This is a genomic window from Sphingomonas sp., from assembly GCF_042096255.1.
Classification (GTDB): Bacteria; Pseudomonadota; Alphaproteobacteria; order Sphingomonadales; family Sphingomonadaceae; genus Sphingomonas.
In genome coordinates this window covers 59,754-83,745 of record NZ_JBELLZ010000002.1, presented here as the reverse complement: position 1 = coordinate 83,745, position 23,992 = coordinate 59,754, and the positions used below count along the sequence as shown (strand labels likewise).

The window sequence follows — 23,992 nt, the reverse complement described above, 5'->3', positions numbered from 1 at the left end:
GGCTGACCTAATGCTGTGGACGGTCCCCGCATCAGCCTAGCTGCGCGATGATCTGGACGTTGAGCCAGGTCTAAGGGAGCCGCCCGATGCATGAGGAGATTGCTACAGTTGGCCTCGATCTCGCGAAGAGCGTGTTTCAAGTCCACGCGATCGGAGCCGATGGCAAAGTTATAGTCCGCCGGCAGCTGCGCCGGGCGGAGATGCTGAAATTCTTTGCGTCGCTATCACCATGTCTCGTCGGCATGGAAGCCTGTGCGTCGGCACATCATTGGGGACGCGAACTCCGGGCTCTCGGCCACGATGTACGGCTGATGCCTCCAGCCTACGTGAAGCCATATGTGAAACGGGGGAAGACGGGTGCTGCCGACGCCGAGGCGATCTGCGAGTCGGCGACCCGACCGACTATGCGATTTGTCGCTGTGAAGAGCGTCCAACAGCAAGCGGTGCTCATGCTTCACAAAACTCGTGACCTGCCGGTCCCCCAACGCACCGCGTTGACCAACGCTCTTCGAGCGCACCTGTCGGAGTATGGCATTGTCACCGGCCAAGGCCTTCCGGCGTAGGCGCGCTGATGAAGCTGCTGCACAACGGGCAGGCTGAGTTGCCGGCGCATGCCCGATCCGCGCTACACACAATCGGCGCGCAGTTGCGATCTCTGGCAAGCGAGATCGACCGGCTGGAAACCCAGATTCTTGCTTGGCACCGAGCCCGATGACACCAGCCGTCGGCTCGCTACGATCCCGGGCATCGGCCCGATCACTGCGTCGGCAATCGCTGCGGGTGGTCTACGCTCTCGAATATCTGAAGGCTTGGGCAGACCTGGGCGCGATGAGATCAACATCATATGCAAACAGCCGAGCGGTGCGGGCCGCCGCGAGGCGAGCAGGCGACGATCCCCGCATGGCATAGCCATGCCGCTCGAATTCCGAATGCTTCGTTCGCGACGGACCTGCAAGCCGTCGGGCGGCTGCGTGCGAGCCTCCATTCGTGCAACAGGCTGTTGCACAATTTATCATTTTACACTGGAGAGGCCGTGTCTGACCCTGCTTATCTGACCTGCGAAGAGGTCATCGAACGCTATCGCAACAAGGTCAGCGACGGCACGTTGCGAAACTGGCGATGCAAGAGAATCGGGCCGTCATATATCAAGATCGGCAAGGCGATCTTATATCCTACAGACGAGCTCGATCGATGGGATCGGTCAAACTTGACCGCGTGCAGGCGCATATAGTTCGCGTCTGCCGCCACAGATCAATCTGAGGCCGACACCAATTGAGATGGGGGCTGGCCCGGACACCTGGCGACTGCGGTGCGCAGGCTCATCGGAGGTTAGCCCTTGTTCGTGCAGTGGCGATGAGTCATGAAAGTCATGCGTCAGCGTGTAAGTCCGGTCCCTTGCGGGATCGGCCGGGGCACACCGAATTTTCGACTAGTCGAGGCGAATTACATACCCCTATTAACGGCTCCACTCCCACCGTGTCTTATTGCAACATATTGATTATCATGTCGATTTCCGAGAACGCCGATAGGTCCACAACCATCCGAGCGGCGATCCCTCCCCCAGCCGCGCCGACATCGAGGTGACCCGCGCGATCGCCGACGTAGGCCGCGCCCTGAACATCTCGGTGCACGACCATATCATCATGGGTTCAAGCGGCCACGCCAGCCTGCGCGCCAAGGGGCTGATCTGAAGCGCATGCGAAACGGCCGCCGGATCGCTCCGGCGGCCGTTCTGGTCATTTTGAGAGCGGTTTAGCTCTGCGATGCGCCGCCGCTCAGGAAAGCGGTCAGCTCGGCCTTGCTCAGCACCGCCGACTTGTCGGTATCGGCTTGGGCGAAGGCGGCGTCGTTCCACTTCGGGTCCGCCATCGCCCCCGCGCCGCCCGGCTGCTTGGCCTTGAGCGCGTTCATCCATTCGGCGAACTCGGCCTTGCTCAGCGACCCGTTGGCATCCTTGTCATAGGTCTTGAACTCGGTGTCGATCACCGAGGCGACCTGGGAGCTGCTCGCCGCCTGCGGCTGGCTGCCGGTGGTCTGCGCGCTCTGCGCGGCATCGGCCGGGGCGCCCTGCGGCGTCGCCGTGGCGGGGCTGGTCTGGCCCTGCGGCACCTGCGCGGTCTGGCCCGGCTGCGAAGTGGTGCCGTCCATCGGCACCTGGCCAGTCTCCGCCGGCATCGCCGACCCGGTTGCCGGAGTACCCGGCGCCGGCTGCGCAGTCTGCGCGAACGCCGGGGCAGCAACGATCATCGCACCGGCGAGAAGAGCATGCTTCAACACTTTCCTTCTCCTATTGTTTGTGTCTCACGAGCCGCGGGCCGACTCTGTGGCGACCCGCTGTAAACTTGGCCACATCAAAACCATATTTGCGGATATAGGTTCCCTGTTTGCGATTTGAACCCCCGCGACTCTGCTGCTAATCGGCCGTGACTCTTCCGGCACTTCAGCGAAAGCCTTATGGTTCCTAGATATTCCCGCCCCGATATGGCCGCGATCTGGACTCCGGAGGCGCGCTACCGGATCTGGTTCGAGATCGAGGCGCACGCCACCGAGGCGCTGGCGGAGCTGGGCGTGGTGCCGAAATCCGCCGCGGAGGCGCTGTGGCGCTGGTGGCAGACCGATCCCGCGATCGATGTCGCCGCGATCGACGCAATCGAGGCGGTGACCAAGCACGACGTGATCGCCTTCCTCACCTGGGTCGCCGAGCAGGTGGGGGACGAGGCGCGGTTCATGCACCAGGGCATGACCAGCTCGGACGTGCTCGACACCACCTTGTCGGTGCAGCTCGCCCGCGCCGCCGACCTATTGCTCGCCGACCTCGATGCGCTGCTCGCGGTGCTGGAGCGCCGCGCGTTCGAGCACAAGCTGACCCCCACCATCGGCCGCAGCCACGGCATCCATGCCGAGCCGGTGACCTTCGGCCTGAAGCTCGCCCAGGCGCATGCCGAGTTCGCACGGCACCGCACCCGCCTCGCCGCGGCGCGCGAGGACATCGCCACCTGCGCGATCTCGGGGGCGGTCGGCACCTTCGCCAACATCGACCCGCGCGTCGAGGCGCATGTCGCGGACAAGATGGGGCTGGCGGTGGAGCCGGTCTCCACGCAGGTGATCCCGCGCGACCGGCACGCGATGTTCTTCGCGGTGCTGGGCGTGATCGCCTCCTCGATCGAGCGGCTCGCCACCGAGGTCCGCCACCTTCAGCGCACCGAGGTGCTGGAAGCGGAGGAATATTTCTCGCCGGGCCAGAAGGGCTCGTCGGCGATGCCGCACAAGCGCAACCCGGTGCTCACCGAGAACCTGACCGGCCTCGCCCGCATGGTGCGCGGCTATGTGACGCCGGCGCTGGAGAATGTGGCGCTGTGGCACGAGCGCGACATCAGCCACTCCTCCGTGGAGCGCTACATCGGCCCCGATGCGACGATCACGCTCGATTTCGCGCTCGGCCGGCTCACCGGGGTGATGGACAAGCTCCTCGTCTATCCCGAGCGGATGACGAAGAACCTGGAGCGGATGGGCGGCCTGATCCATTCGCAGCGCGTGCTGCTGGCGCTAACCCAGGCGGGGGTGAGCCGCGAGGATTCGTACCGGCTGGTCCAGCGCAACGCGATGAAGGTGTGGGAATCGGACGGCGCGCTGTCGCTGCTCGACCTGCTCGCCAGCGATCCCGAGGTCGCCGCCGCGCTCGATCGCGCGACTTTGGAGGCGAACTTCGATCTCGGCTATCATCTCAAGCACGTCGACACGATCTTCGACCGGGTTTTCGGCCGGCATTGAGGACAGACTTAACGGGCCGCTAACCCGAAGGGGGTAGCGCCCCGATCATGTCCCTTTCCCGTTTCGCGCTGGACGGCGCGCAGGCCCTGATCGTCTTGCTCGCCATGGCGGCGGTGCCGCTCGCCCCTCCCGCCAAGGGGCGGATGCTGGTGGTACCCGTCGGCGGGGGCGACGAGGCCGCGGCGGTCCGCGCTGCGCGCGAGGCGGGGGCGCTGATCCTGGGCAGCGGTCCCCTGCCCCGCTCCACGATCGTCGAGGGGGCCCGCGGGCCGATGCTCGCCGCGGCCTGGCGCGCGGGCATGGTGGCGCTCGCCGCGCCGCAGGGCGGCTGCGGGGAGGTGCGGTCGTGACCGGCTCTGCGATCGATCACCTGCGCCGGCGCGGCTATGCGGTGCTGATCGCGCTTTCCTGGGCGTGGAGCCTGTCCCTCATCATTGTCGGCCACCTGCTGGAGTCGCCCGATACCGGCCTCGCGATGACGCTATCGGTGGTCGCCAATGTTATTCCCACCATTCACCTGATCCGCGGCCGGTTCGATGCATCCGCACGCCTCACCGTGGGCGCGCTCGCGGCGGTGCAGCCGGCGCTGGCCACCTATCTGTTCGGCGGCCACGCCTGGCAGATGGACAGTCATATGTATTTCTTCGTCGCACTGGCGGCGCTGACCGTGCTCTACGATGTGCGGCCGCTGGCGCTCGCCGCGGTACTGATCGCGCTGCACCATGTCGCGGCCAACCTGTGGGCGCCCGACATCGCCTTTTACGGCCAGGCTTCGCTGCTGCGCATCGTCTTCCACGCGCTGGCGGTGGTGATGCAGGTGGCGATCCTGTCCTACCTCGTCGTCCGCCTCACCGCGCTGACCAAGGCTCAGGATGCAGCCCGCGAGCGCAGCGAAGACCGCGCGCGCGAGGCGCTCGAACAGCGCGACGCGGTCAACGCCGCACTCGAGGCCGCACGGGCGGCGGAGCAGCGCGCGGTGCACGAGCGACGCGAGCGCGAGCGGGTCGAGGCGGACGCAGCGGGCCTGCGGCAGGCGGAACTCGACCAGCTTTCCGCCGCCTTCCGCCGCTCGGTATCGGGCATCGCCGGCAGCGTAGGCGCGGCGGCCAGTCGCCTCGAGGCGAGCGCGCGCGCGCTGAACGATGCCGCGGCTGCAGCGAGCGATCAGAGCACCGAGACCGCGCGAACGGCGGGCGACACGTCCGACGCGGTGGAAGCGCTGGCGATGCGGGTGACGGAGATCAGCCGGTCGATCTCGGCGATCGTCACGGCGGTAGAGCGGCAGGCGACGCTGAGCGACCGGGCCTCGGACGTGTCCACCTCCGGCGCGGAGACGGTGCGCGCGCTGGCCACCCAGAGCAGCAGCATCGCGGGCTTCGCCGATTCGATCCAGGCGATCGCCGCGCGCACCAACCTGCTCGCGCTCAACGCCACCATCGAGGCGGCACGGTCGGGCGAGGCGGGGCGCGGCTTTGCGGTGGTGGCGAACGAGGTAAAGCTGCTCGCCGGCCATGCCACGCAGGCGACCGGCGAGATCCATCGACTGGCAGGGACGGTCGGCAGCGACGCGGACGCGATGATCGCGGCGCTGGGCGAAATCGTGCGGATGGTGGGTGACCTCGCCTCCGCCACGCAGGGTATCCGCGGCGAAGTGGCGAGCCAGCGCGGCGCAACCCAGGCGATCGAGGCGACCACTGGCCAGGTGGCGGCGAGCGTGCGGCGTATCGCGGCGGATTTCGGCCGGATCACCGACGTCACCACCCGCACCGCGCATCTCTCGCAGGACGTGCTGGGGTCGGCGGCGACTTTGGTGGAGGTGGCGGCGCAGCTGCGCACCGCGACCGAATCGTTCGTCGGTCAGCTGGTGCCGCAGCAGCAGGCGGCGTGAGCGGCCTTCAAACAATCGGCGGCTTACGCGATTGACGCCACATCCAAACCGTTCGTGCTGAGCGAAGTCGAAGCACCAGGCGCAGCACTTGCCCTGCGACTTCGCTCAGGGTGAACGGAGGTACTCTAAAGCGAAAGTGGCTTGCTTACCGGCCGCCCGGACCTTCGGGCGCGCCGCCCGGCGCGCCGCCGCCCATCATCTGCTGCATCTGCTGCTGCTGCTGAAGCTGGCGGATGGTCGCCTCGGGCAGGAAGTCGATCAGCTCGACATCGAAGGTGAGCGTGGAATTGGCCGGGATCGGTCCCTTGGCCTCGGCACCATAAGCGAGGTCGGGCTTGATCCAGAAGCGGTACTTGGCGCCCTTCTTCATCAGCTTCAGCCCTTCGGAGAAGCCGGGAACGACGCCGGACACCGGCATCGGCGTGGGCTGCTGCGACTTGTCGAAGGTGGTGCCGTCGAGCAGCTTGCCCTCGTACATCACCAGGGTGATGTCCGTGTCGGTCGGGCTGGCGCCCTGCCCCGCCTTGAGCACCTGATATTGGAGCCCCGAGGCGGTGGTCACCACATTGCTCTTGCGCGCGTTGCGCGTGAGGAAATCGTCTCCCTGGGTCGCCAGCGCGGCCGCCGCCGCCACCGCAACAACGATCCCGACGAGCAGCCACAGCCAATAGGCGCGCTTGACGGGCGGGATCGGGACGGCGGTGACGGTCGACATGGGGCGAGGCCTTTCAGGGCGCCGCCCGGTGGGCGGCCGCCGGGGAGACGATGATTCGGTGGTCGAGTCGGAGGCGCTTACCGCGCGCCGTCGCGCTCGGCGCGCTTGCGCTCCAGCTTGCGGGCGCGGCGCACGGCGGCGGCACGCTCACGTGCGCGCTTCTCCGACGGCTTCTCATAGTGGCGGCGCAGCTTCATCTCGCGATACACACCTTCGCGCTGGAGCTTCTTCTTGAGCGCACGAAGGGCCTGGTCGACGTTGTTGTCGCGTACGATGATCTGCATAAAAAGGTCCACGTCTCCGAAAACAGCTTAAGCGGCGACGGACAGGGTCCGTGCCGCGAACTGCGCGCCTCTACCAGCAGGTATGCCGCAAGACAAGCCACCCTGATCGCCGCGGTATCGCGCACGCTTCACCTCGGGTGTGTCCGGCGGGCAACAGGCGCAGCCCGCGCTCCGATTGTTGCGGCGTTGCAATCCGCGCGATACGCAAGGGCCGCATCCGCCGGGCCATGCAAGCCGCCGAGACCTTGGACCTTTCTACCCGCCTCCTGATCGTCGACGACGATCCCGGCATTCGCGAGCTGACCGCGGCCTTCCTGTCCGCGCACGGCTATCTGGTCGATGTCGCGGACGGGGGCGAGGCGATGCGGCGCGCGCTGGAGCGCGAACGCTACGACCTGATCGTGCTGGACGTGATGATGCCGGGCGAGGATGGCCTGTCCATCCTCCGCTCGCTCGACCGCGCCACCGCGCCCGCCGTGATCATCCTGTCGGTGATCGGCGAGGAGGTGGACCGGATCGTCGGGCTGGAGATGGGCGCCGACGATTATGTCGCCAAGCCGGCCAACCCGCGCGAGCTGCTGGCGCGCATCCGCTCTGTGCTGCGGCGCAAGGAGGCGGGACCGGCGCCGGCGCGGCCGGGCGACCGATCCTACCTGCGCTTCGCCGGCTGGCGACTCGACCCGCTCGCCCGCCAGCTCGCCGATCCCGACGACGTGGTGATCAACCTGTCCGACGGCGAGTTCCGGCTGCTGCTCGCGCTGGTCGAGCATCCGCGCCGGGTCCTGACCAGGGACCAGCTGCTCGACCTGTCGCGCGGCGCCAACACCGAGTTCTTCGACCGTGCGATCGACGTCCAGGTCAGCCGGTTGCGTCGCAAGCTGGCCCGCGACGGCGACGAGGAACTGATCCGCACGGTGCGCAACGAAGGCTATATGTTCACCGCGCATGTCGACCACGGCTGAACCGCGCACCCGGCGCTCGGCACGCTCCATCGTCTGGCCGATCCTGGCGCTGGTGATCGCCTCCGTGGTGCTGGCGGCGATCGCCAATTTCGCGATCACCTTCGCGGGGCCCCCGCCGCGCGATCCGCCGCGCGGGCTGGTCAGCATCGCGCGGGCACTCAAAACCGGGCGCCAGCCCGAGGGCGCCGGGCCGGCACTGATGATCCGCACGGTTTCGCAGGTGCCGCGAGCCCGGTGGCCGATGCGCCCCGACCGGGCGGAGGCCGCGCGGCTCGCCGCGCTGCTCGGCGCGCCGGCGGCGGACGTGGTCGCCTATACCAGCCTGCGCCCGGCGGGCATACCGCAGGCATTCGTCGGGCGCTTCCTGTTCGGCTGGCGCACGGCGGGCGGCTGGCGGGTGGTGGAGAATCCGCGCCCGCCGCGCTTCCTCCATTGGCACTGGCGTACGCTGATGGCGATGCTGCTGACCGTGCTGGCGCTGGCGCTGCCCGCCTGGGCGCTCGCCCGCACCATCTCCCGACCGTTGCGCCATCTGGCCCGAGCCGCCGAACAGGCGCGCGCCGGAGCCGAAAAGCCCGCCTTTCCACAGGGCGGCCCGGGCGAGGTCCGCGCGCTCACCGAGGCGGTTTCGGCGATGCATGACCGGCTGGCCGACCATGCCCGGTCGCGCACCACCATGCTGGCGGCGATCGCGCACGATCTGGGCACGCCGCTGTCGCGGCTCGCCTTCTGGATCGAGCAATTGCCCGAACCCGCCCGCGACCGCGCCGCCGCCGACGTCGCCGAGATGCGCGCCATGATCGGCGACGTGCTCGGCTTCGCGCGCGAGGAAGCGGGCGCGCGCGACGAGACGCTGGTGGAGCTGTCCAGCCTGCTCGAAAGCCTGGCCGACGACATGGCGGTGTCCGGCACGATCGAGGTGACGGAAGGACCGCGACTGGTGGTCCGCGCCGATCCGCGCGCGCTGCGCGGCGCCTTCGCCAACCTCCTCGGCAACGCGCTGCGCTACGCCGGCGCGGCGAGCATCGGCTGGTCGGTGGAGAAGGGCGCGGCGGTGGTGCGCGTATCGGATCGCGGCCCCGGCATCGCCGAGGATCCCGAACGCCTGTTCGAGCCGTTCGTCCGCGGCGAATCCTCGCGCAACCGCGCGACGGGCGGCACCGGCCTGGGGCTCGCCATCGTCCGCACGATCGTGACCCGCCATGGCGGCACCGCCACCCTCGCCAATCGCGAGGGCGGCGGCGCCGAGGCGACCGTGCGCCTGCCGCTGGCGATGCCGTAGGCTGCAACGGACTGAAACACAGCGGCAAGGCACGGCAACACGCGGGCGATCTTGTTCCCGCACACCCGACCGATCACCGGGAGGGTATTCATGCATATCGACGATCACGATCACGGCCTGGCGCACGACCTGAAGGCCATGGAGGCGCTGGTCGCCCGCCGCCGTGCACTGAAATGGTTCGCGGGCGCCGGCACCGCGGCGCTGGTGGCGAGCTGCGGCAGCGATGACACATCCGGCGGATCGCTCACCGTCGTCGACGCCGCGACCCCAACCCCGACGCCCAGCGCCAGCGCAACCCCCACGCCCACGCCGACCGCCGGCGCGACCTGCGTCGCCGATCCGCAGGAGACCGCGGGCCCCTATCCGGGCGACGGCACCAACAACGCCAGCGGCGCGACCAGCAACGTGCTGACCAGCAGCGGCATCGTCCGCTCGGACATCCGCGCGAGTTTCATCGGCTCGACCACGGTCGCCACCGGCGTGGCGGTGAAGCTGACGTTGACGCTGGTGGACGTCAACAGCGCCTGCGCGCCGCTCGCCGGCTATGCCATCTACCTGTGGCAATGCGATCGGGAGGGGCGCTACTCGCTCTACACCGCCGCGACGGAAAGCTATCTGCGCGGCGTGCAGGTGACCGACGCCAACGGCCAGGTCAGCTTCACCACCATCTTCCCGGGGTGCTACGACGGGCGCTGGCCACACATGCATTTCGAGGTGTTCACCTCGCTGACGAACGCGACCAGCGGCCGCTACGCGGTACTGACTTCGCAGCTGGCGATGCCGAGCGCGGTCTGCGCGACGGTGTTCGCCGACACGGCCACCTACCCCTCCAGCGCCGGCAATTTCGCGCGGGTGTCGCTGGGCAGCGACATGGTGTTCGCCGACAACGGCAGCGCGCAGATCGCGCAGATGACGCCTACGTTCACCGGCAGCGTCGCGGATGGCTATGCCGCCAGCGCGGTGGTCGGCCTGGCCACCTGACCGCCCTTGCCGCAAAAGGGGTTCTCTCCCGTGCCGAGCCCGCTTATGCCGCGAATACGGGCGGCTAGACTGCAACAGGGGGCAGACATGACGAAGACGGCGCTGATCACCGGCACGACTGGGCAGGATGGAGCGTATCTGGCGCAGCTTCTGCTGGACAAGGGGTATCGCGTCCACGGCATGAAGCGCCGGTCCTCGTCGTTCAACACGGGGCGGATCGAGGATATCTACGAGGATCCGCACGTCGAGAGCCCGCGCTTCTCGCTCCACTATGGCGACATGACGGATTCGACCAACATCATCCGCCTGATCCAGGAGACGCAGCCCGACGAGATCTACAATCTCGCCGCGCAGAGCCACGTCCAGGTCAGCTTCGAGACGCCCGAATATACCGCCAATGCCGATGCGGTCGGCACCTTGCGCATGCTGGAGGCGATCCGCATCCTGGGAATGGAGAAGAAGACGCGCTTCTACCAGGCGTCCACCTCGGAGCTCTACGGCCTCGTCCAGGAAGTGCCGCAGCGCGAGACTACGCCCTTCTACCCGCGCAGCCCCTATGCGGTGGCGAAGCTCTACGCTTACTGGATCGTGGTGAACTATCGCGAGGCCTATGGCATTCACGCGTCGAACGGCATCCTGTTCAACCATGAGAGCCCGCTGCGCGGCGAAACCTTCGTCACCCGCAAGATCACCCGCGCCGCGGCGGCGATCAGCCTGGGGCGGCAGGAGATGCTGTACCTGGGCAATCTCGACGCGCGGCGCGACTGGGGCCATGCGCGCGAATATGTCCGCGGCATGTGGATGATCCTGCAGGCCGAGCAGCCCGACGATTACGTGCTCGCCACCGGCGAGACCACGCCGGTGCGCACCTTCGTCGAATGGGCGTTCGAGGATGCGGGCATGCCCTTGCGCTGGGAAGGCACCGGCGTCGACGAGAAGGGCTATTGCCAGGAGACCGGCAAGCTGCGGGTCGCGGTGGACCCGCGCTACTTCCGCCCCACCGAGGTGGAGCTGCTGATCGGCGACCCCGCCAAGGCGCACGACAAGCTCGGCTGGAAGCACGAAACCAGCCCCCGCGCGCTCGCCCGCGAGATGGTGGAGGCCGACCTCAAGACGATGCGCGACGCGCCGATCGGCAAGGGGGCGTAAGCACTGCCACCGGCCTCCCGCGCCTTTGTCGTCCGCCACGGCAACACCTTCGCCCGGGGTGAAGCGCCGCGGCGGATCGGCGCGGGGACGGACCTGCCGCTGGTGGAGAGCGGGCGTGATCAGGCACTCGCCTTGCGCACGCATTTCGAAGGGCGCGGCATTCGCTTCGATCGCGTGCTCGCCTCCCCGCTCCTGCGCACCCGCGAGACCGCGGCGCTGATCGCCCCCGATCTCGCCGCCGAGCCGACCGCGTGGCTGCGCGAGATCGACCATGGGCCTGATGAGGGACGGACCGAGGCCGAAGTGCTGGCACGGATCGGCGCGGCGGCGCTGGAGCGCTGGGAAGCGGAAGCGGTGCCGCCGCCTGGCTGGATGGTGGACGCCGAGGCGCGGTTGGCGGCGTGGCGCGGGTTCCTAGGCGCCTTTCCGACGGGCAACACCCTGCTTGTCACCAGCAACGGCGCCGCGCGATTCCTGCGGCTGGCGCTGGGGCTCGCTCCGGCGAAGCTGCGAACCGGGGCCCATGCGGAGGTGGATGAGACGGGGCTGCTGGTGTGCTGGGACGTGCGACCCTAGCACACCGTTCGTCATCCCCGCAAAAGCGGGGATGACGTTTAGTACGTTATCCCTTCACCACCGCATCGATCGCCTTCAGGTTGGCGATCAGCCCCGGCATCCATTCCAGCGGCAGCATAACCGGACCGTCCGACGGCGCATGATCGGGATCGTCATGCGCCTCGGCGAACACCGCCGCCACGCCCACCGCCACCGCCGCACGCGCCAGCGCGGGCGCGAAGCTGCGGTCACCGCCCGAACTCGCCCCCATGCCGCCCGGTGCCTGCACCGAATGCGTCGCATCGAACATCACCGGATAGCCGGTCTTCGCCATGATCGGCAGCGCGCGCATGTCGCTCACCAAAGTGTTGTAGCCGAAGCTGGCGCCGCGATCGGTGAGGATGATCCGTTCGTTGCCGGTGGAGGCGATTTTGGCCGCCACCGCCGCCATGTCCCATGGCGCGAGGAACTGGCCCTTCTTCACGTTCACCACCGCGCCGGTATTGCCCGCCGCGACCAGCAGGTCGGTCTGGCGGCTGAGGAAGGCGGGGATCTGGAGCACGTCCACCGCCTGCGCCGCCGGCGCCGCCTGCTCGGGGGCGTGGATGTCGGTCAGCACCGGGCAGCCGACGCGCTCGCGGACGTCGGCAAGGATGCGCAGCCCTTCGTCGATCCCCACCCCGCGCTGCCCCGCGATCGAGGTGCGGTTCGCCTTGTCGAAGGAGCTCTTGAACACGAACGGCACCCCCGCGTCCCGCGCCATGCCGGCGAGCGCCTCGGCCAGCCGCAGCGCGTGATCGCGGGACTCGATCTGGCACGGCCCGCTGACCAGCACGAACGACCGGTCGTTCCCGAAGGTGATCTCTCCGACACTTACCCCAGCACCTACCATCGCGACTTCACGAACCTCCTGAGCAGCTGCCCCTGCCACAGCCAGGTGCCGGGATGATAATTCCAGAAGAACCAGCCGAACACCGTGCAGGCGAGCCAGGCCCAGAAGGCCATCGGATCGCCCTCGCCCTTCATCGTCTCGTAGAACTCGCGATCGACGCGGCGCCGGTCCCGCTCCGATCCGCCGCCGGCGATGCCGTAGAGATTGTCGTGGCGGCGGCACCCGGCGTTGCGGTTGTACTTCCGGTGATCGAGGAAGACGCAGTAATTCCGTTCCCCTCGGGCCATGCGATCGTCTAGGAGTGGGGCATGGCGGGGTTCAAGCGGAAAGTCTTCTACGTCGGCGGGTTCGACCCGCGCGGCCCCCGCTTCTATCACGCGCTCGGCGCCGAGCAGATCGAGCGGTGGAACCTGCGGATGGAGGAGGCGGCGACGCTCTCCACCCGCCGCAACGTGTCGGACACGCGGGTCGACTGGACGATCGCCAATCCGGGCCGGGCGGTGGAGACCGACTACAGCTTCCTGCGTTGGGACGACCTCGTCCGCGCCAACTGGATCGGCAATCCGTTCACGCTCGCCTGGCGCGCCTTCCGCGCCTATCGCGACAACATCCGCAACCTGGACTTTGCCACCGGCAAGCGGCTGGGCAAGGGCCAGTTGATCACGCTCTTCTACCCGGCGATCTTCACCTTGCTGTTCCCGCTGGCGTTCGGCCTGCCAATCGCGCTGCTGCTGGCGATCTGGCTGCCCTGGCTGTTCGCGCTGCCGATCGGCCTCATCGCGGGCATCTTCCTCGCGCGCCCGCTGCTGGTGAAGATGCACGCCCCCTGGCTGCTGCGCTTCTTCGTGTTCAACTCCGAACTGGGCGGCAGCGGCGCCGATCCGGCGCTGAACGCGCGGCTGGACGCCTTTGCCGACGAGATCGAGGCGGCGCTCGACCAGGGGTGGGACGAGGTGGTGCTGCTCACGCATTCCAACGGCTCGATCCTGTGCGTGCCGCTGCTGGCGCGGCTGCTGCGGCGGCGCGGCGGCGCGCTGCCGCCGAACTTCACCTTCATGACCATGGGGCATTGCATCCCGCTGGTCGCCTGCCGCCGCGATGCGACGGCCTTCAAGGAAGAGCTCGCCTATCTGGCGAGCCAGGATTTCCGCTGGATCGACATCGGCTCGCCGCCCGACGGTGCGGCATATTCGGGGGTGAACCCGATGCTGCTGGTGGCACCCGACCCGCGACCGCGGATGGAGCTGCTCAGCCCGCGCTTCCACCTGTTCTACGACCCCGAAACCTATCACAAGGGCTATGCCAACAAGTATGAGATCCACTTCGACTACCTGCGCACGGGGGATCGTGTGTCGGAGATCGACTGGCCCAGCCTGATGGCGACCGAGCGGACGGCGAGCCAAGCGGTGGCGGACTTCCGGGCGAACCATTGATGCACGGTTCGCCGCGGGACGAAGCCGGGCACCTCGTCCCCCCCTTCCCCGATCCGCACCCGAAGAAATCCTCGCTGGTCGCGCGATTCTTCCGCGGCTGGAACTCGTGGATCCACGTGCTGTTCGACAAGAGCTACACGATGAAGATGGGGGAGATCCGCCTCCCCGGCATCCACATGTACATCGCCAACGAACTCCCCCTGGTCCGCCGGATCATGGACGGCGCCAAGGACTTCCCCAAGCACGACCTGATGGTGCGCAGCCTGGAGCCGGCGATCGGCCGCTCCACCTTCAACGCCAATGGCGACGACTGGCAGCTCCAGCGCGAGATGATCAACCCGGTGTTCCAGCACACCGCGCTTGGCCGCACCCTGCCGCTGATGCGCGACGCCGCCGATGACGTGGCGCGGCGGATCGCCGCCATGGACCTGTCCAAGCCGATCGACGTCGACCCGCTGATGACGCATATCGCCGCGGACGTGATCTGGCGCACGCTCTTCTCCGTGCCGCTCGACGCCGCCGGCTCGGCAATCATCCACCGCACCTTCAACCGCTTCCAGCGCCACGCGCATTCCGCCTGGATGCTGCGCAGCTATCGCCTGCCGACCTTGGGTGCGGAGAAGCGCGCGCAGAAGGCGGCCACCGCGATCCATGCGGTGTTCGCCGACATCGTCCGCGCCCGCTACGACCGCTGGCACCGCGATGGCGAGCGCGTTCACGAGGACATCCTCCAGGGCCTGCTGGAGGCGAAGCATCCCGAGACGGGCGAGCCCTTCACCTACCAGGGCGTGATGGAACAGGTATCCCTCATCTTCCTTGCCGGGCATGAGACCTCGGCCAGCCTGATGGCCTGGGCGCTCTACTGCCTCGCCGCCGATCCCGACACGCAATCAGCCATGCGCGCCGAAGCGGAGGAGGCGACCGGCGGCGGCCCGCTCACCGCCGAGGCGCTGCGGCGCATGGCACTGGACCGCAACGTGGTGCGCGAGACCTTGCGCCTCTACCCCCCCGTCAGCTTCCTGCCGCGCGAGGTGGTCTGCCCGGTGCAGATGCGTGACAAGAATCTGGAGCCGGGCGCGATGCTGGTGGTCGCCCCCTGGCTGATCCAGCGCAACCGCGACAATTGGGCCTGCCCGCATAGCTTCGATCCCGACCGGTTCGAGACCGCCGAGGGCCGGGCGATGATGAAGGACGCCTGGCTGCCGTTCGGCAGCGGCCCGCGCATCTGCGTCGGCGCGGGCTTCGCCACGCAGGAGGCGATGGTGGTGCTGGCCACGCTGGTGCGCGCGTTCGACCTCCAGGCGCTCGCCGACGACGTGCCCGAGCCGATCAGCCGGCTCACCCTGCGCCCCAAGGACGGGATCAGGCTGCGGCTGGCGGCGCTGGGCTGAAGTTCAGGCGAGCGTCAGCGGCGTTCCCGAGCGCTCGCAGATCGCGCGCGCGAGTTCCTGGCGGAGCGGCAGGCCCTGCATCGGGCGCAGGGGCCCATCCTCGACACGGGCGACTTCCGCCTCCCCGCGGGTGGCGCCGACGCCAAGGATGTGCATCCGGCCGGTGCTGCAATCGGTCTCGGTGCGCGCATACGCCACCCGTCCGCCGCGCTCCTCGCGCAGCATGGCGATCACATTGCCGGTCACCGCGGTGCGCACGCGCAGGACATAATGATCCGAGCGCGGGTCGGAGGGCGTCGCCACCTTCTGCCCCTTGAGCGCGAAGTCGCGGGTCTGCGGCACGGTCGCATAGTCGCTGTCGGCGAGCGTGCGCAGCGTCACCGGCGGGCCCGCGGCGGCCTGGCCGCTATCGGCACTGGAACTCGAACAGGCGGCCAACGTCGCCGCCATCAGCAGGGCAAGGGGAAGTCGACGCACGATCAGTGCCTTTCCGCTTTAGTTTTCATGGGGGCGGCTGAAGGTGTCACGCCGCAAGCGCGTGCGCCGTTCAGGGCAGCGTCGGCCATCCGATCGGCTCGATGATGACCAGAAGGGCGAGAACGGAGAGGCCGAACGCCGGATAGAACGACAGCCTCAGCAGATTTCGACCAAACACACGCATATTCGTCGCAAACTCCATACGGCAGACCTAGCTATGGTGCCGCGCTTGCTGACGAATATGCGTGCGGTTACGTTTTCTTGCTGCGTTGCAGCAATGTTAATCGACGAAGACGGGAGGTCGCTTCTCCATCGCCGCACGCACTGCCTCCACCTGATTGGGAGAACGCATCAGCCGGACCTGCTCCTCGCTTTCGGCGCGCAGCACCGTCGCATCGTCGGCGTGGGCGGAAAGGTTGAACAGCCGCTTGGCGGCCTGCACCGCCTGCGGGTTGCGGCCGGCGATCTCGCGGGCGAGCGCCATCGCCTCGGCATGCGGGTCGTCGGCCAGCCGGGTGACGAGGCCGAAGCCCAGCGCGTCCTCTGCGGAGAACTCCCGCGCGGTATAGGTCAGCTCGCGTAGCACGTCGTCACGCGCGGTGGTCCGCCACAGCGCATAGCCCGCCATGTCGGGCACCAGGCCCCAGTAGGTCTCGCGGATCGACATGCGCGTCGCCGGGTGCGCGATGCGGATGTCCGCGCCCGACAGGATCTGGAAGCCGCCGCCCATCGCCACGCCATGGATCGCCGCGATCACCGGCGCTGCCAGTTCGCGCCAGCCCCAGGCGACATGCTGCGCCGCATTGGCGATGCCGTGGCTGCGCGCGGACAGGTCGTTGCCCGATCCGCCGTCAGCCATCGACTGCATGTCCAGCCCCGCGCAGAACGCGCGCCCCTCGCCCGACAGCACCACACAGCGCACCCCCGCCTCGCCGCGCAGCCGATCGATCGCGGCGTTGATCCCGGCGAACATCGCGGGGTCGAGCGCGTTCATCTTGTCCGCGCGCGCCAGCCGCACGTCGGCGACGCCGCCATGGATCGCAATCGTCACCCGCTCTTCCATCACCCTCTCCTTCTTTTACCTACTTGCTATGCGGCGGCGGCGGATCGGCAAAGCCCTATCTGCCCGGCACTTGCCCTCGACTGACCGAGAACTGCCGCAAACTTGTCGCAGCGTTGTAATATGACAATGCGAGAGGGGTCGGACGGGCGCACGACTTTGCGCCGCTGCCGACGGGGTTTTCGTGGCAACAGTGATGGATACGGCCGGCGTCACCAAAGCTTATGACCGGTGGGCGCCGATCTACGATATGGTGTTCGGTCCGGTGTTCCGGCACGGTCGCTCCGCCGCGGTGCAGGCCGCGGAGCGGGTCGGTGGACGCATCCTCGAAGTGGGCGTCGGCACCGGCATCTCGCTCCCGCTCTATTCGAGGCAGAGCCGGGTGACGGGCGTCGACCTGTCCGATCCGATGCTGGACAAGGCGCGCGAGCGGGTGAAGCGCGGTGGCCTTTCGAACGTGGAGGCAATCCAGGTCGGCGATGCCGAGGCATTGGTATTCGCCGACGAGAGCTATGATGCGGTGGTGGCGCAGTACGTCGTCTCCGCAGTGCCGCACCCGACCCGCGCGCTGGACGAGTTCGCCCGCGTCTGCCGTCCGGGCGGCGAGATCATCATCACCACCCGCGTCAGCGCGCACGAGGGCGTGCGCGAGACGATCGAGAAGGCGCTGATGCCGATCACCAGCCGGCTCGGCTTCCGCACCGATTTTCCGTTCAGCCTCTACACCGACTGGGCGGCGACCCGCCCGGACGTGTCGCTGATCGAGGCGCGGCCGATCCCGCCGCTCGGCCATTTCTCGCTCGTCCGCTTCGCCAAGCACGGCCCCACCAGCAAGGGAATCGCCCAATGACCGGCTTTCGCGCGCAGCTCGCCGAGCAACGGTGGGACGACCACCGCTATTACCACCACAGCCTGGTGAACCAGAGCCTGCACTTCGTCAGCGCCTGCACCTTCCTGACCGCGTACGTGATCCTGTTCGTCGATCCGGCGGTGGCCAGCCTGCTGGCCTGGGGCGTGGCGATGACCAGCCGCCAGGCGGGGCATTTCTTCTTCGAGCCCAAGACCTACGATCACGTCAACCAGGCGACGCACGACCACAAGGAAGAGATCAAGATCGGCTACAACCTGTTCCGCAAGGTGGTGCTGATGAGCCTGTGGGCGGCAATCCCGGTCGGTCTGCTGATCGAGCCGACCCTGTTCGGCACGCTCCAGCGCCCGAACGGCCTGGAGGGCTATCTGCGCCACGTCGGCATCGGCTGGCTGTTCCTGGGCGTGGGCGCGATCGTGTTCCGCTCCACCCAGCTGTTCTTCCAGCGCGACCTGGAGACGGGCCTGGTCTGGGCGACCAAGATCGTCACCGACCCGTTCAGCGACTTCAAGCTCTACAAGGGCGCGCCCAAGCGGCTGCTCAAGGGCGAGCGGATGGACTATCCGGACGCGATGGCGGCTTAGTTCTGCCCTCCGTTCGTGCTGAGCGAAGTCGAAGCACAAGCTCGGCCTGATGTCAGAACCTAGCCTTCGACTTCGCTCAGGCCGAACGGATGTTGGGTGAAGTCCTACCGCCCCAGCCGCTCCCGCACCGCTTCCTGCAGCAGCCGCCGCCGCACCCCCTTCGCGGTCGCATCCTCCGCATGCCACCACCAGCCGTCCGCCTGCATCCGCTTGGCCGCGGCGACGAAACGCGCGACGATCTCGCCGAACAGGGCATCGTCGATATCGAGGCTGAAGATCAGGCGCCCGGTGCCCACCCAGCTCAGCGCCAGTCCCTCGGCACGCAGGTAATATTGCAGCATCCAGTTGTAGGCCGAAGGCGCATGGTGGTGGACGGTCCAGATCGACTGGAGGTGCGAGACGGAGAGCGGCGCCCCCGCCTCGGCCAGCGCCGCGTTCATCCGCGCGACGCGCGCGTCCCAGACCGCATCGGCCTCGCGGTACAGGCCCTCGATCTCGGGCGTTTCCAGCCGGCGCAGGAAGGCGTTCATCGCCCCCATCACATAGGGATGCGCGTTGAAGGTGCCGCGCGCGAACATGATGTCCACCGGCCGCTCGTCGCGCCAGCGCTTCATCAGTTCGTGCCGTCCGGCGAGCACGCCGACCGGCAGCCCGCCCCCCAGGGTCTTGCCGTAGGTGACCAGATCGGGCCGCACGCCGAAATATTCGGCCGCACCGCTCCTCGCCAGGCGGAAGCCGACGAACACCTCGTCCAAGATCAGCACGATCCCGTTTGCGCGGCACACCTCGGCGAGGCGGCGGAGCCAGGCGCCATAGGCCTCGCGGTCCACCTTCGCCGCCGGCGCGCTGGCGCTGACCAACTGTCCGTCCGAGGGCGCGGCCTTGTTGGGGTGCAGCGCCTGGAGCGGGTTGACCAGCACGCAGGCGATATCCTTGCGCGCGGCGAGCACCGCCAGCGTCTTCTCCGACATGTCGGCCAGCGTCAGCGTCCGGTCGGCGGGGACGGGATTGCCGATGCCGGGCTGCACATCGCCCCACCAGCCGTGATAGGCGCCGGCGAAACGCACCAGTCGCGGCCGCTTGGTGTGATAGCGGGCCAGGCGCACCGCCTGCATCACCGCCTCGGTGCCGGACATGTGGAAGGAGACCTCGTCCATGCCCGAGATCGCCTTCAGGCGGCGGACGTTGTCGGCGACGCAGGGATGATAGGCGCCGAGCACCGGGCCCAGCGTCGCGGCCATCTCGGCCCCTTCGGCGATGGTCTGCTTGTAGAAATCATAGCCGAACAGGTTGACGCCGTAGCTGCCCGTCAGGTCGATCAGCCGGTTGCCGTCGAGGTCGATCACCTCGGCGCCTTCGGAGCGGTCGAGGAAGGCACCGGTGCCGAGCGTTTCGCGTACCCGGCGGCTGAACTGGAAGGGCACGCGATAGGCGCCGGTGAACTGGAGGTCGGACAGCCCCGCGCGCGCTTCCTTGGTCAGCGCCAGTGTCTTCGCGAACCGCCCCGCATAGGTGGCGCCGAGCGCCTCGAACGCCGCCTGCCGCCGCGCGGCGACCTCCTCCGGCGCGTCATCGGCGCGGAAGAAGCGGTCGCCGGCATATTCGTAGAAGGGGATCTGCCCGGCGATCCTTTTCGCCATGCGGACATGCCCGCCCAGCGAGGGATGCTTGGCGCGGGACAGTTGGAGCCGGCGGCGGCCCTTGGTGGCGGCGAGCAGGCCGGCGCCGGCGAGCCCGGCGAGAAGGACGGGATGGACCATGACGCCCCCAAGCGCGCAAAGGTGACAGACGCATGACACTCCGGGCCAGCCTGATGCGCGTGCTGATGCAGGAGGACCTGAACTTCCTGCTCACCAACCGCCTGCCCCGCCGCCTCGCCACCAAGGCGGTCGGGCGGGTCGCGCGGATCGAGCACCCGCTGGTGGCACAGCCCGCGCTGGCGGCGTGGCGGTTCTTCGCGGGGGTCGACATGCGCGACAGCGCCGAGACGCGCTTCCGGTCCCTGCGCGACGGCTTCACCCGCGCGCTCAAGCCCGGCGCACGCACGTTCGACGCCGATCCGGCGGTGATCGCCAGCCCTTGCGACGCGATCGTCGGCGCGCATGGCCCGATCGACGGCGACCGGCTCCATCAGGTCAAGGGCTTCCCCTATCGCCTCACCGACCTCGTCCCCGATCCGGCGATGGCGGCGCACGTCGCGGGCGGCAGCTTCGTCACGCTGCGGCTGACCGCGGGCATGTACCACCGCTTCCATGCCCCCGCCGATATCGCCGTCGAGGGCGTCACCTATCTGTCCGGCGACTGCTGGAACGTGAACCCGATCGCGCTCAAGCGCGTCGAGCGGCTGTTCTGCCGCAACGAGCGCGCGGTGATCGAGGCGCGGCTGACGGACGGCACGCCCCTCCTGCTGGTCCCCGTCGCCGCCATCCTGGTGGCGAGCATCCGCCTCACCTTCCTCGACACCGAGCGCACCCTGCGCGAGCGCGGACCGGGACGGTCGGCGTGCGACGTGCGGCTGGCCAAGGGCGAGGAGATGGGCTGGTTCGAGCACGGATCGACCATCATCATGCTGCTGCCACCCGGCGCCAGCCTCATGGATGGCTTGGCCGAGGGCATGCCGATCCGCGCGGGCGATCCGATCGCCCGCTTGCGGGAGAAAGACGGTCTGACGAAGACGTGACGCAGCGGCGCAGCCTCCTGCTCCGCACGATCTACGCGCTTTGCCTGCTCGGCGCGACCTACAACCACTGGGTGGTGATCTATCAGCATGGATTTGAGTGGGACTATGGCGGCGTCTCGCGGGCGAGCGCCACGTTCTGGACGGCGCTGGCCTTTCTCGATCCCGCCGCGGTGGTGCTGCTGTTCGTGAAGCCGCGAGCGGGGTTGCCGCGACGGTGGGGATCATCGTCGTGGATGTGATCCACAATCTGGCAGTGGTGGCGCATTATCATCCGCCGCTGCTCGAAACGCTCGCGGCATCCCGGCAAGTGCTGGCGCAGATCGCCTTCCTGCTGTTCGTCCTCGCCACTGCGCGGGTCGCCTGGGGGCCGCGCCACCATCGCGCCGCCGCAGGCTGATCCCGACGCACCCGATCGCGCTCCGGCGCGTTCTCCGGGGCGAACAGATTTGGAGACATTCATGCTCGCATCCTTCCTGATGGGTCTGGTCGGCGGCCAGCGCGCGATGACACCGCTCGCGACGGTGGCCGTCGCAAAGGCGCGCGGCGAGCTGCGCGACGACAGCGGCGCGCCCGAGCTGCTCGGCCACCCCCTTGTAGCAGCCGGCGCGCTGGCGCTGGCCGCTGCGGAGCTGGCCGGCGATAAGCAGAAGACCGCGCCCGACCGGATCGTGCCGATCGGCCTTGCCGCGCGCTTCGTCACCTCCGCCATCGCCGGCGCGGCGCTCGCCTCGCGCGAGCGGCGCTGGCTGGGCGCGCTGGTCGGTGGCGCGACCGCGGTGGCCGCCTCCTACCCGGGCTGGCGGGCGCGCGTCGCCGCGATGCCGCGCTACGGCCAGACGTCGACCGGCTTCGTCGAGGATGCGGCGGTGCTCGCCGGCGCGGCGACGATCGTGCGCACGCTCGGCCGCGGCTGACTGGCCGGGCGGCGGCGCACCGCGTAAGCGGGCGGACGAAGGAGACCGCCATGCCCGTCGACGCCACCCTGCCCTATGACGACCAGAACGTCTTCGCCAAGATCCTGCGCGGCGAGATCCCGTCCAAGCGGGTTTACGAGGACGAGCATGCGCTCGCCTTCCACGACATCGCGCCATGGTCCCCCACGCACATCCTGGTCATCCCCAAGGGTGCCTATGTCTCCTGGGACGATTTCTCCGCGCGTGCATCCGACGCGGAGATCGCGGGCTTCGTGCGCGCGGTGGGGCATGTCGCGCGCGAGGCGGGGCTGGTCGCGCCCGGCTACCGCCTGCTCGCCAACACCGGCCTTGATGCGCATGCCGAGGTGCCGCACCTCCACGTCCACATCCTTGCCGGCCGCAAGCTCGGCCCGATGCTGGCGCAGAACGACGGCGCGGCCGGTCGCTAGGGGGGATTGCACCTCCCCGGTTTGCGGTTAGGCTGTCCCCTTCATATCCAGGCGGCCGCTAGTGCCGCCGCACTAGGGGACCTGCATGATCTTCGGGCGCGTCAAGCCGCTGGACGCCATTCTCGCCACGGCCGAGAAGAAGTCGCTGCACCGCACGCTCGGCTGGTTCCAGCTGACCCTGTTCGGCATCGGCTGCGTGATCGGCACCGGCATCTTCGTGCTCACCGCCGCCGGCGCGCAGAAGGCGGGGCCGGGCCTCATGCTCGCCTTCGCCATCGCGGGGGGCATCTGCATCGTCGCCGCGCTCTGCTATGCCGAGATCGCCGCGATGATCCCCGTCGCGGGGTCCGCCTATACCTATACCTATGCCTCGATGGGCGAGCTGCTCGCCTGGACGGTCGGCTGGGCGCTGGTGCTGGAATATGCGGTGGCGGCCAGCGCGGTGTGCGTCGGCTGGTCGGGCTATTTCACCGGCACGTTCCTCAACGAGACATTGGGCGTGCAACTCCCCGCGGCAATCGCTTCCGCGCCGCTGGCATTAGGCGGCGCGCCAGGTGGCTTCATCAACCTGCCCGCGGTGCTGATCGCGGCGCTGATCACCTGGCTGCTGATGATCGGCACCACCGAGAGCGCGCGGGTGAACGCGATCCTGGTGGCGATCAAGGTCACCGCTTTGGTGATCTTCATCGCGCTGACCCTGCCGTCCGACCAGTTCGATGCGGCGCGCTTCAACCCCTTCCTGCCCGCCGGCATCTTCGGCGGTTTCGGCACGGGTGTGGGTGCGGTGGGCGCCGCGGCGACGATCTTCTTCGCTTATGTCGGCTTTGACGCGGTCTCCACCGCGGCGGAGGAGACCAAGAACCCGCAGCGCAACGTGCCGATCGGGCTGATCGGCAGCCTCCTCTTCTGCACCGTCTTCTACATCCTGGTCGCCGCCGGCGCGATCGGCACCATCGGCGGCCAGCCGATCATGGGGCCGAACGGCGTGCCCTTCCCCGCCGGCTCGGAAGAGCTCGCCCGTCAGTGCGCGCTGCCCGCGTACCGCGACGCGCTGGTCTGTTCCAACGAGGCGCTGGCGCATGTGCTGCGCGCGATCGGCTGGTCGGGCGTGGGCAATGCGCTGGGCTATGCCGCCGGCTTCGCGCTGCCTTCGGTGATCCTGATCCTGATGTTCGGCCAGACGCGCATCTTCTTCGTGATGGCGCGCGACGGCCTGCTGCCGGAGAAGCTCTCGGCGGTGCACCCGCGCTGGAAGACGCCGCACCGGGTAACGCTGTTGACCGGCGTGGCGGTCGCGCTGGGCGCGGCCTTCTTCCCGGTCGGCCAGCTTGCCGACTGGGCGAATGCGGGCACGCTCTACGCCTTCATGATGGTGGCGATCTGCGTGATGATCCTGCGCCGCACCGCGCCCGATACACCGCGCTCGTTCCGCACGCCGCTGCTGTCGATCGTCGGCCCGGCCACGATGGTGGGGTGCGTGTTCCTGTTCCTCAACCTGCCGTGGCAGGCGATCCTGGTGTTCGTGATCTGGGCGGTGCTGGGGCTGGTCGCCTATGCCGTCTATGGCCGCCACGTCAGTCATCTCGGCCGCGGCGTGATCGAGCCGCCCGAAGCGCCCGGCGAGGTGCCGGGCACGCATTGAGCCCGTCGCGTCATC

At 68.5% G+C, this 23,992-nt stretch carries 27 protein-coding genes and 2 pseudogenes; 20 read left to right on the top strand and 9 right to left on the bottom strand.

All coding sequences use genetic code 11. The annotated features are described in order from the left end of the window. Window positions 1-86: 86 nt before the first annotated feature. Both ACFDTH_RS00910 and ACFDTH_RS00905 read left to right on the top strand, forming a co-directional pair. Window positions 87-779 (top strand): annotated as a pseudogene (locus ACFDTH_RS00910) (IS110 family transposase); the annotation flags it as partial. 750 nt (window positions 780-1,529) lie between these two features. Next, window positions 1,530-1,691, top strand: a pseudogene (locus tag ACFDTH_RS00905) (JAB domain-containing protein); the annotation flags it as partial. 61 nt (window positions 1,692-1,752) lie between these two features. Here ACFDTH_RS00905 and ACFDTH_RS00900 read toward each other — a convergent pair. Next, entirely contained in the window at window positions 1,753-2,277 is a 525-nt protein-coding gene (locus ACFDTH_RS00900) for an EF-hand domain-containing protein (RefSeq protein WP_375285609.1), read from the bottom strand. A gap of 177 nt (window positions 2,278-2,454) precedes the next feature. On the opposite strand from ACFDTH_RS00900, the gene purB reads away from it, so the two are divergent. From purB to ACFDTH_RS00885, 3 genes are read left to right on the top strand one after another with little or no spacing between them, the layout of a single operon-like run. Then, complete coding sequence (gene purB / locus ACFDTH_RS00895; protein WP_375285608.1) at window positions 2,455-3,771, top strand: adenylosuccinate lyase; 1,317 nt, start codon at window positions 2,455-2,457, stop codon at window positions 3,769-3,771. Between the two features lie 47 nt (window positions 3,772-3,818). Then, the gene (locus tag ACFDTH_RS00890; RefSeq protein ID WP_375285607.1) at window positions 3,819-4,121 is read left to right on the top strand and encodes a hypothetical protein; all 303 of its coding nucleotides are present in this window, start codon (window positions 3,819-3,821) and stop codon (window positions 4,119-4,121) included. Continuing rightward, complete coding sequence (locus ACFDTH_RS00885) at window positions 4,118-5,659, top strand: methyl-accepting chemotaxis protein (RefSeq protein WP_375285606.1); 1,542 nt, start codon at window positions 4,118-4,120, stop codon at window positions 5,657-5,659. The genes ACFDTH_RS00890 and ACFDTH_RS00885 overlap by 4 nt, the downstream gene beginning before the upstream one ends. A 145-nt stretch (window positions 5,660-5,804) precedes the next feature. Here the strand turns inward: ACFDTH_RS00885 and ACFDTH_RS00880 are convergent, their stop codons facing one another. Together ACFDTH_RS00880 and rpsU are read right to left on the bottom strand one after the other, a co-directional pair. Further along, a complete protein-coding gene (locus ACFDTH_RS00880) occupies window positions 5,805-6,374 on the bottom strand; it encodes an FKBP-type peptidyl-prolyl cis-trans isomerase (protein ID WP_375285605.1) in 570 nt (189 codons plus the stop codon). A 77-nt stretch (window positions 6,375-6,451) separates the two neighbouring features. Continuing rightward, entirely contained in the window at window positions 6,452-6,658 is a 207-nt protein-coding gene (gene rpsU / locus ACFDTH_RS00875) for a 30S ribosomal protein S21 (RefSeq protein WP_007404630.1), read from the bottom strand. Window positions 6,659-6,885: 227 nt separating this feature from the next. Between rpsU and ACFDTH_RS00870 the strand changes: the two genes are divergently transcribed. The 5 genes from ACFDTH_RS00870 (at window position 6,886) to ACFDTH_RS00850 (ending at window position 11,608) form a co-directional block, all read left to right on the top strand. Continuing rightward, window positions 6,886-7,620, top strand: a complete 735-nt coding sequence (locus ACFDTH_RS00870) for a response regulator (RefSeq protein WP_375285604.1) — start codon at window positions 6,886-6,888, stop codon at window positions 7,618-7,620. Next, window positions 7,604-8,902 (top strand): ATP-binding protein, encoded by a 1,299-nt coding sequence (locus tag ACFDTH_RS00865; RefSeq protein ID WP_375285603.1) that lies wholly within the window; start codon window positions 7,604-7,606, stop codon window positions 8,900-8,902. The genes ACFDTH_RS00870 and ACFDTH_RS00865 overlap by 17 nt, the downstream gene beginning before the upstream one ends. 90 nt (window positions 8,903-8,992) lie before the next feature. After that, window positions 8,993-9,883: an intradiol ring-cleavage dioxygenase gene (locus ACFDTH_RS00860; protein ID WP_375285602.1), complete on the top strand. Its 891-nt coding sequence runs from the start codon at window positions 8,993-8,995 to the stop codon at window positions 9,881-9,883. A gap of 87 nt (window positions 9,884-9,970) precedes the next feature. Then, window positions 9,971-11,032, top strand: a complete 1,062-nt coding sequence (gmd, locus tag ACFDTH_RS00855; RefSeq protein WP_375285601.1) for a GDP-mannose 4,6-dehydratase — start codon at window positions 9,971-9,973, stop codon at window positions 11,030-11,032. Between the two features lie 3 nt (window positions 11,033-11,035). After that, window positions 11,036-11,608 (top strand): histidine phosphatase family protein, encoded by a 573-nt coding sequence (locus ACFDTH_RS00850; protein ID WP_375285622.1) that lies wholly within the window; start codon window positions 11,036-11,038, stop codon window positions 11,606-11,608. A 46-nt stretch (window positions 11,609-11,654) separates the two neighbouring features. Here ACFDTH_RS00850 and kdsA read toward each other — a convergent pair whose 3' ends face one another. Together kdsA and ACFDTH_RS00840 are read right to left on the bottom strand one after the other, a co-directional pair. Next, window positions 11,655-12,479, bottom strand: coding sequence for a 3-deoxy-8-phosphooctulonate synthase (gene kdsA / locus ACFDTH_RS00845; RefSeq protein WP_375285600.1), 825 nt, complete (start codon window positions 12,477-12,479; stop codon window positions 11,655-11,657). Then, on the bottom strand, window positions 12,473-12,766 hold the full coding sequence (locus tag ACFDTH_RS00840) for a hypothetical protein (protein WP_375285599.1): 294 nt from the start codon (window positions 12,764-12,766) through the stop codon (window positions 12,473-12,475). The genes kdsA and ACFDTH_RS00840 overlap by 7 nt, the downstream gene beginning before the upstream one ends. A 21-nt stretch (window positions 12,767-12,787) precedes the next feature. Between ACFDTH_RS00840 and ACFDTH_RS00835 the strand changes: the two genes are divergently transcribed. Together ACFDTH_RS00835 and ACFDTH_RS00830 are read left to right on the top strand one after the other, a co-directional pair. Further along, window positions 12,788-13,912 carry a hypothetical protein gene (locus tag ACFDTH_RS00835; protein ID WP_375285598.1) on the top strand — a complete coding sequence of 375 codons (1,125 nt, stop codon included), beginning with the start codon at window positions 12,788-12,790 and terminating at the stop codon, window positions 13,910-13,912. Further along, entirely contained in the window at window positions 13,912-15,303 is a 1,392-nt protein-coding gene (locus ACFDTH_RS00830) for a cytochrome P450 (RefSeq protein WP_375285597.1), read from the top strand. Before ACFDTH_RS00835 ends, ACFDTH_RS00830 begins: the two co-directional genes overlap by 1 nt. Before the next feature lie 3 nt (window positions 15,304-15,306). Here ACFDTH_RS00830 and ACFDTH_RS00825 read toward each other — a convergent pair whose 3' ends face one another. The 3 genes from ACFDTH_RS00825 to ACFDTH_RS00815 all read right to left on the bottom strand — a co-directional run bounded on the left by ACFDTH_RS00825 (window position 15,307) and on the right by ACFDTH_RS00815 (window position 16,843). After that, a complete protein-coding gene (locus tag ACFDTH_RS00825; protein ID WP_375285596.1) occupies window positions 15,307-15,780 on the bottom strand; it encodes a hypothetical protein in 474 nt (157 codons plus the stop codon). A gap of 70 nt (window positions 15,781-15,850) precedes the next feature. Beyond that, window positions 15,851-15,982 (bottom strand): hypothetical protein, encoded by a 132-nt coding sequence (locus ACFDTH_RS00820; RefSeq protein WP_375285595.1) that lies wholly within the window; start codon window positions 15,980-15,982, stop codon window positions 15,851-15,853. A 78-nt stretch (window positions 15,983-16,060) separates the two neighbouring features. Then, the gene (locus ACFDTH_RS00815; RefSeq protein ID WP_375285594.1) at window positions 16,061-16,843 is read right to left on the bottom strand and encodes a crotonase/enoyl-CoA hydratase family protein; all 783 of its coding nucleotides are present in this window, start codon (window positions 16,841-16,843) and stop codon (window positions 16,061-16,063) included. Window positions 16,844-17,036: 193 nt separating this feature from the next. Between ACFDTH_RS00815 and ACFDTH_RS00810 the strand changes: the two genes are divergently transcribed. After that, entirely contained in the window at window positions 17,037-17,690 is a 654-nt protein-coding gene (locus ACFDTH_RS00810; protein WP_375285593.1) for a class I SAM-dependent methyltransferase, read from the top strand. After that, the gene (locus ACFDTH_RS00805; RefSeq protein ID WP_375285592.1) at window positions 17,687-18,292 is read left to right on the top strand and encodes a hypothetical protein; all 606 of its coding nucleotides are present in this window, start codon (window positions 17,687-17,689) and stop codon (window positions 18,290-18,292) included. Before ACFDTH_RS00810 ends, ACFDTH_RS00805 begins: the two co-directional genes overlap by 4 nt. A gap of 104 nt (window positions 18,293-18,396) precedes the next feature. Here the strand turns inward: ACFDTH_RS00805 and ACFDTH_RS00800 are convergent, their stop codons facing one another. Continuing rightward, window positions 18,397-20,052: an aminotransferase class III-fold pyridoxal phosphate-dependent enzyme gene (locus ACFDTH_RS00800; RefSeq protein WP_375285591.1), complete on the bottom strand. Its 1,656-nt coding sequence runs from the start codon at window positions 20,050-20,052 to the stop codon at window positions 18,397-18,399. Window positions 20,053-20,084: 32 nt separating this feature from the next. Here ACFDTH_RS00800 and asd point away from each other — a divergent pair, with 32 nt between their 5' ends. The 6 genes from asd to ACFDTH_RS00770 all read left to right on the top strand — a co-directional run bounded on the left by asd (window position 20,085) and on the right by ACFDTH_RS00770 (window position 23,977). Beyond that, window positions 20,085-20,972, top strand: a complete 888-nt coding sequence (gene asd / locus ACFDTH_RS00795) for an archaetidylserine decarboxylase (RefSeq protein ID WP_375285590.1) — start codon at window positions 20,085-20,087, stop codon at window positions 20,970-20,972. Beyond that, on the top strand, window positions 20,969-21,211 hold the full coding sequence (locus tag ACFDTH_RS00790; RefSeq protein WP_375285589.1) for a hypothetical protein: 243 nt from the start codon (window positions 20,969-20,971) through the stop codon (window positions 21,209-21,211). Before asd ends, ACFDTH_RS00790 begins: the two co-directional genes overlap by 4 nt. Continuing rightward, the gene (locus tag ACFDTH_RS00785) at window positions 21,187-21,369 is read left to right on the top strand and encodes a hypothetical protein (protein WP_375285588.1); all 183 of its coding nucleotides are present in this window, start codon (window positions 21,187-21,189) and stop codon (window positions 21,367-21,369) included. Before ACFDTH_RS00790 ends, ACFDTH_RS00785 begins: the two co-directional genes overlap by 25 nt. Before the next feature lie 61 nt (window positions 21,370-21,430). After that, a complete protein-coding gene (locus ACFDTH_RS00780; RefSeq protein ID WP_375285587.1) occupies window positions 21,431-21,886 on the top strand; it encodes a DUF4126 family protein in 456 nt (151 codons plus the stop codon). A gap of 50 nt (window positions 21,887-21,936) precedes the next feature. Next, window positions 21,937-22,335: a histidine triad nucleotide-binding protein gene (locus ACFDTH_RS00775; RefSeq protein ID WP_375285586.1), complete on the top strand. Its 399-nt coding sequence runs from the start codon at window positions 21,937-21,939 to the stop codon at window positions 22,333-22,335. An 85-nt stretch (window positions 22,336-22,420) separates the two neighbouring features. Next, on the top strand, window positions 22,421-23,977 hold the full coding sequence (locus ACFDTH_RS00770) for an amino acid permease (protein WP_375285585.1): 1,557 nt from the start codon (window positions 22,421-22,423) through the stop codon (window positions 23,975-23,977). Window positions 23,978-23,992: the final 15 nt, after the last annotated feature.

Coding starts and splice junctions, on each gene's coding strand:
- purB (WP_375285608.1), top strand. CDS start 2,455: ATGGTTCCTAGATATTCCCGCCCCGATATGGCCGCGATCTGGACTCCG.
- ACFDTH_RS00890 (WP_375285607.1), top strand. CDS start 3,819: ATGTCCCTTTCCCGTTTCGCGCTGGACGGCGCGCAGGCCCTGATCGTC.
- ACFDTH_RS00880 (WP_375285605.1), bottom strand. CDS start 6,374: ATGTCGACCGTCACCGCCGTCCCGATCCCGCCCGTCAAGCGCGCCTAT.
- rpsU (WP_007404630.1), bottom strand. CDS start 6,658: ATGCAGATCATCGTACGCGACAACAACGTCGACCAGGCCCTTCGTGCG.
- ACFDTH_RS00870 (WP_375285604.1), top strand. CDS start 6,886: ATGCAAGCCGCCGAGACCTTGGACCTTTCTACCCGCCTCCTGATCGTC.
- ACFDTH_RS00865 (WP_375285603.1), top strand. CDS start 7,604: ATGTCGACCACGGCTGAACCGCGCACCCGGCGCTCGGCACGCTCCATC.
- ACFDTH_RS00860 (WP_375285602.1), top strand. CDS start 8,993: ATGCATATCGACGATCACGATCACGGCCTGGCGCACGACCTGAAGGCC.
- gmd (WP_375285601.1), top strand. CDS start 9,971: ATGACGAAGACGGCGCTGATCACCGGCACGACTGGGCAGGATGGAGCG.
- kdsA (WP_375285600.1), bottom strand. CDS start 12,479: ATGGTAGGTGCTGGGGTAAGTGTCGGAGAGATCACCTTCGGGAACGAC.
- ACFDTH_RS00840 (WP_375285599.1), bottom strand. CDS start 12,766: ATGGCCCGAGGGGAACGGAATTACTGCGTCTTCCTCGATCACCGGAAG.
- ACFDTH_RS00835 (WP_375285598.1), top strand. CDS start 12,788: ATGGCGGGGTTCAAGCGGAAAGTCTTCTACGTCGGCGGGTTCGACCCG.
- ACFDTH_RS00830 (WP_375285597.1), top strand. CDS start 13,912: ATGCACGGTTCGCCGCGGGACGAAGCCGGGCACCTCGTCCCCCCCTTC.
- ACFDTH_RS00820 (WP_375285595.1), bottom strand. CDS start 15,982: ATGGAGTTTGCGACGAATATGCGTGTGTTTGGTCGAAATCTGCTGAGG.
- ACFDTH_RS00815 (WP_375285594.1), bottom strand. CDS start 16,843: ATGGAAGAGCGGGTGACGATTGCGATCCATGGCGGCGTCGCCGACGTG.
- ACFDTH_RS00810 (WP_375285593.1), top strand. CDS start 17,037: ATGGATACGGCCGGCGTCACCAAAGCTTATGACCGGTGGGCGCCGATC.
- ACFDTH_RS00805 (WP_375285592.1), top strand. CDS start 17,687: ATGACCGGCTTTCGCGCGCAGCTCGCCGAGCAACGGTGGGACGACCAC.
- ACFDTH_RS00800 (WP_375285591.1), bottom strand. CDS start 20,052: ATGGTCCATCCCGTCCTTCTCGCCGGGCTCGCCGGCGCCGGCCTGCTC.
- asd (WP_375285590.1), top strand. CDS start 20,085: ATGACACTCCGGGCCAGCCTGATGCGCGTGCTGATGCAGGAGGACCTG.
- ACFDTH_RS00780 (WP_375285587.1), top strand. CDS start 21,431: ATGCTCGCATCCTTCCTGATGGGTCTGGTCGGCGGCCAGCGCGCGATG.
- ACFDTH_RS00775 (WP_375285586.1), top strand. CDS start 21,937: ATGCCCGTCGACGCCACCCTGCCCTATGACGACCAGAACGTCTTCGCC.
- ACFDTH_RS00770 (WP_375285585.1), top strand. CDS start 22,421: ATGATCTTCGGGCGCGTCAAGCCGCTGGACGCCATTCTCGCCACGGCC.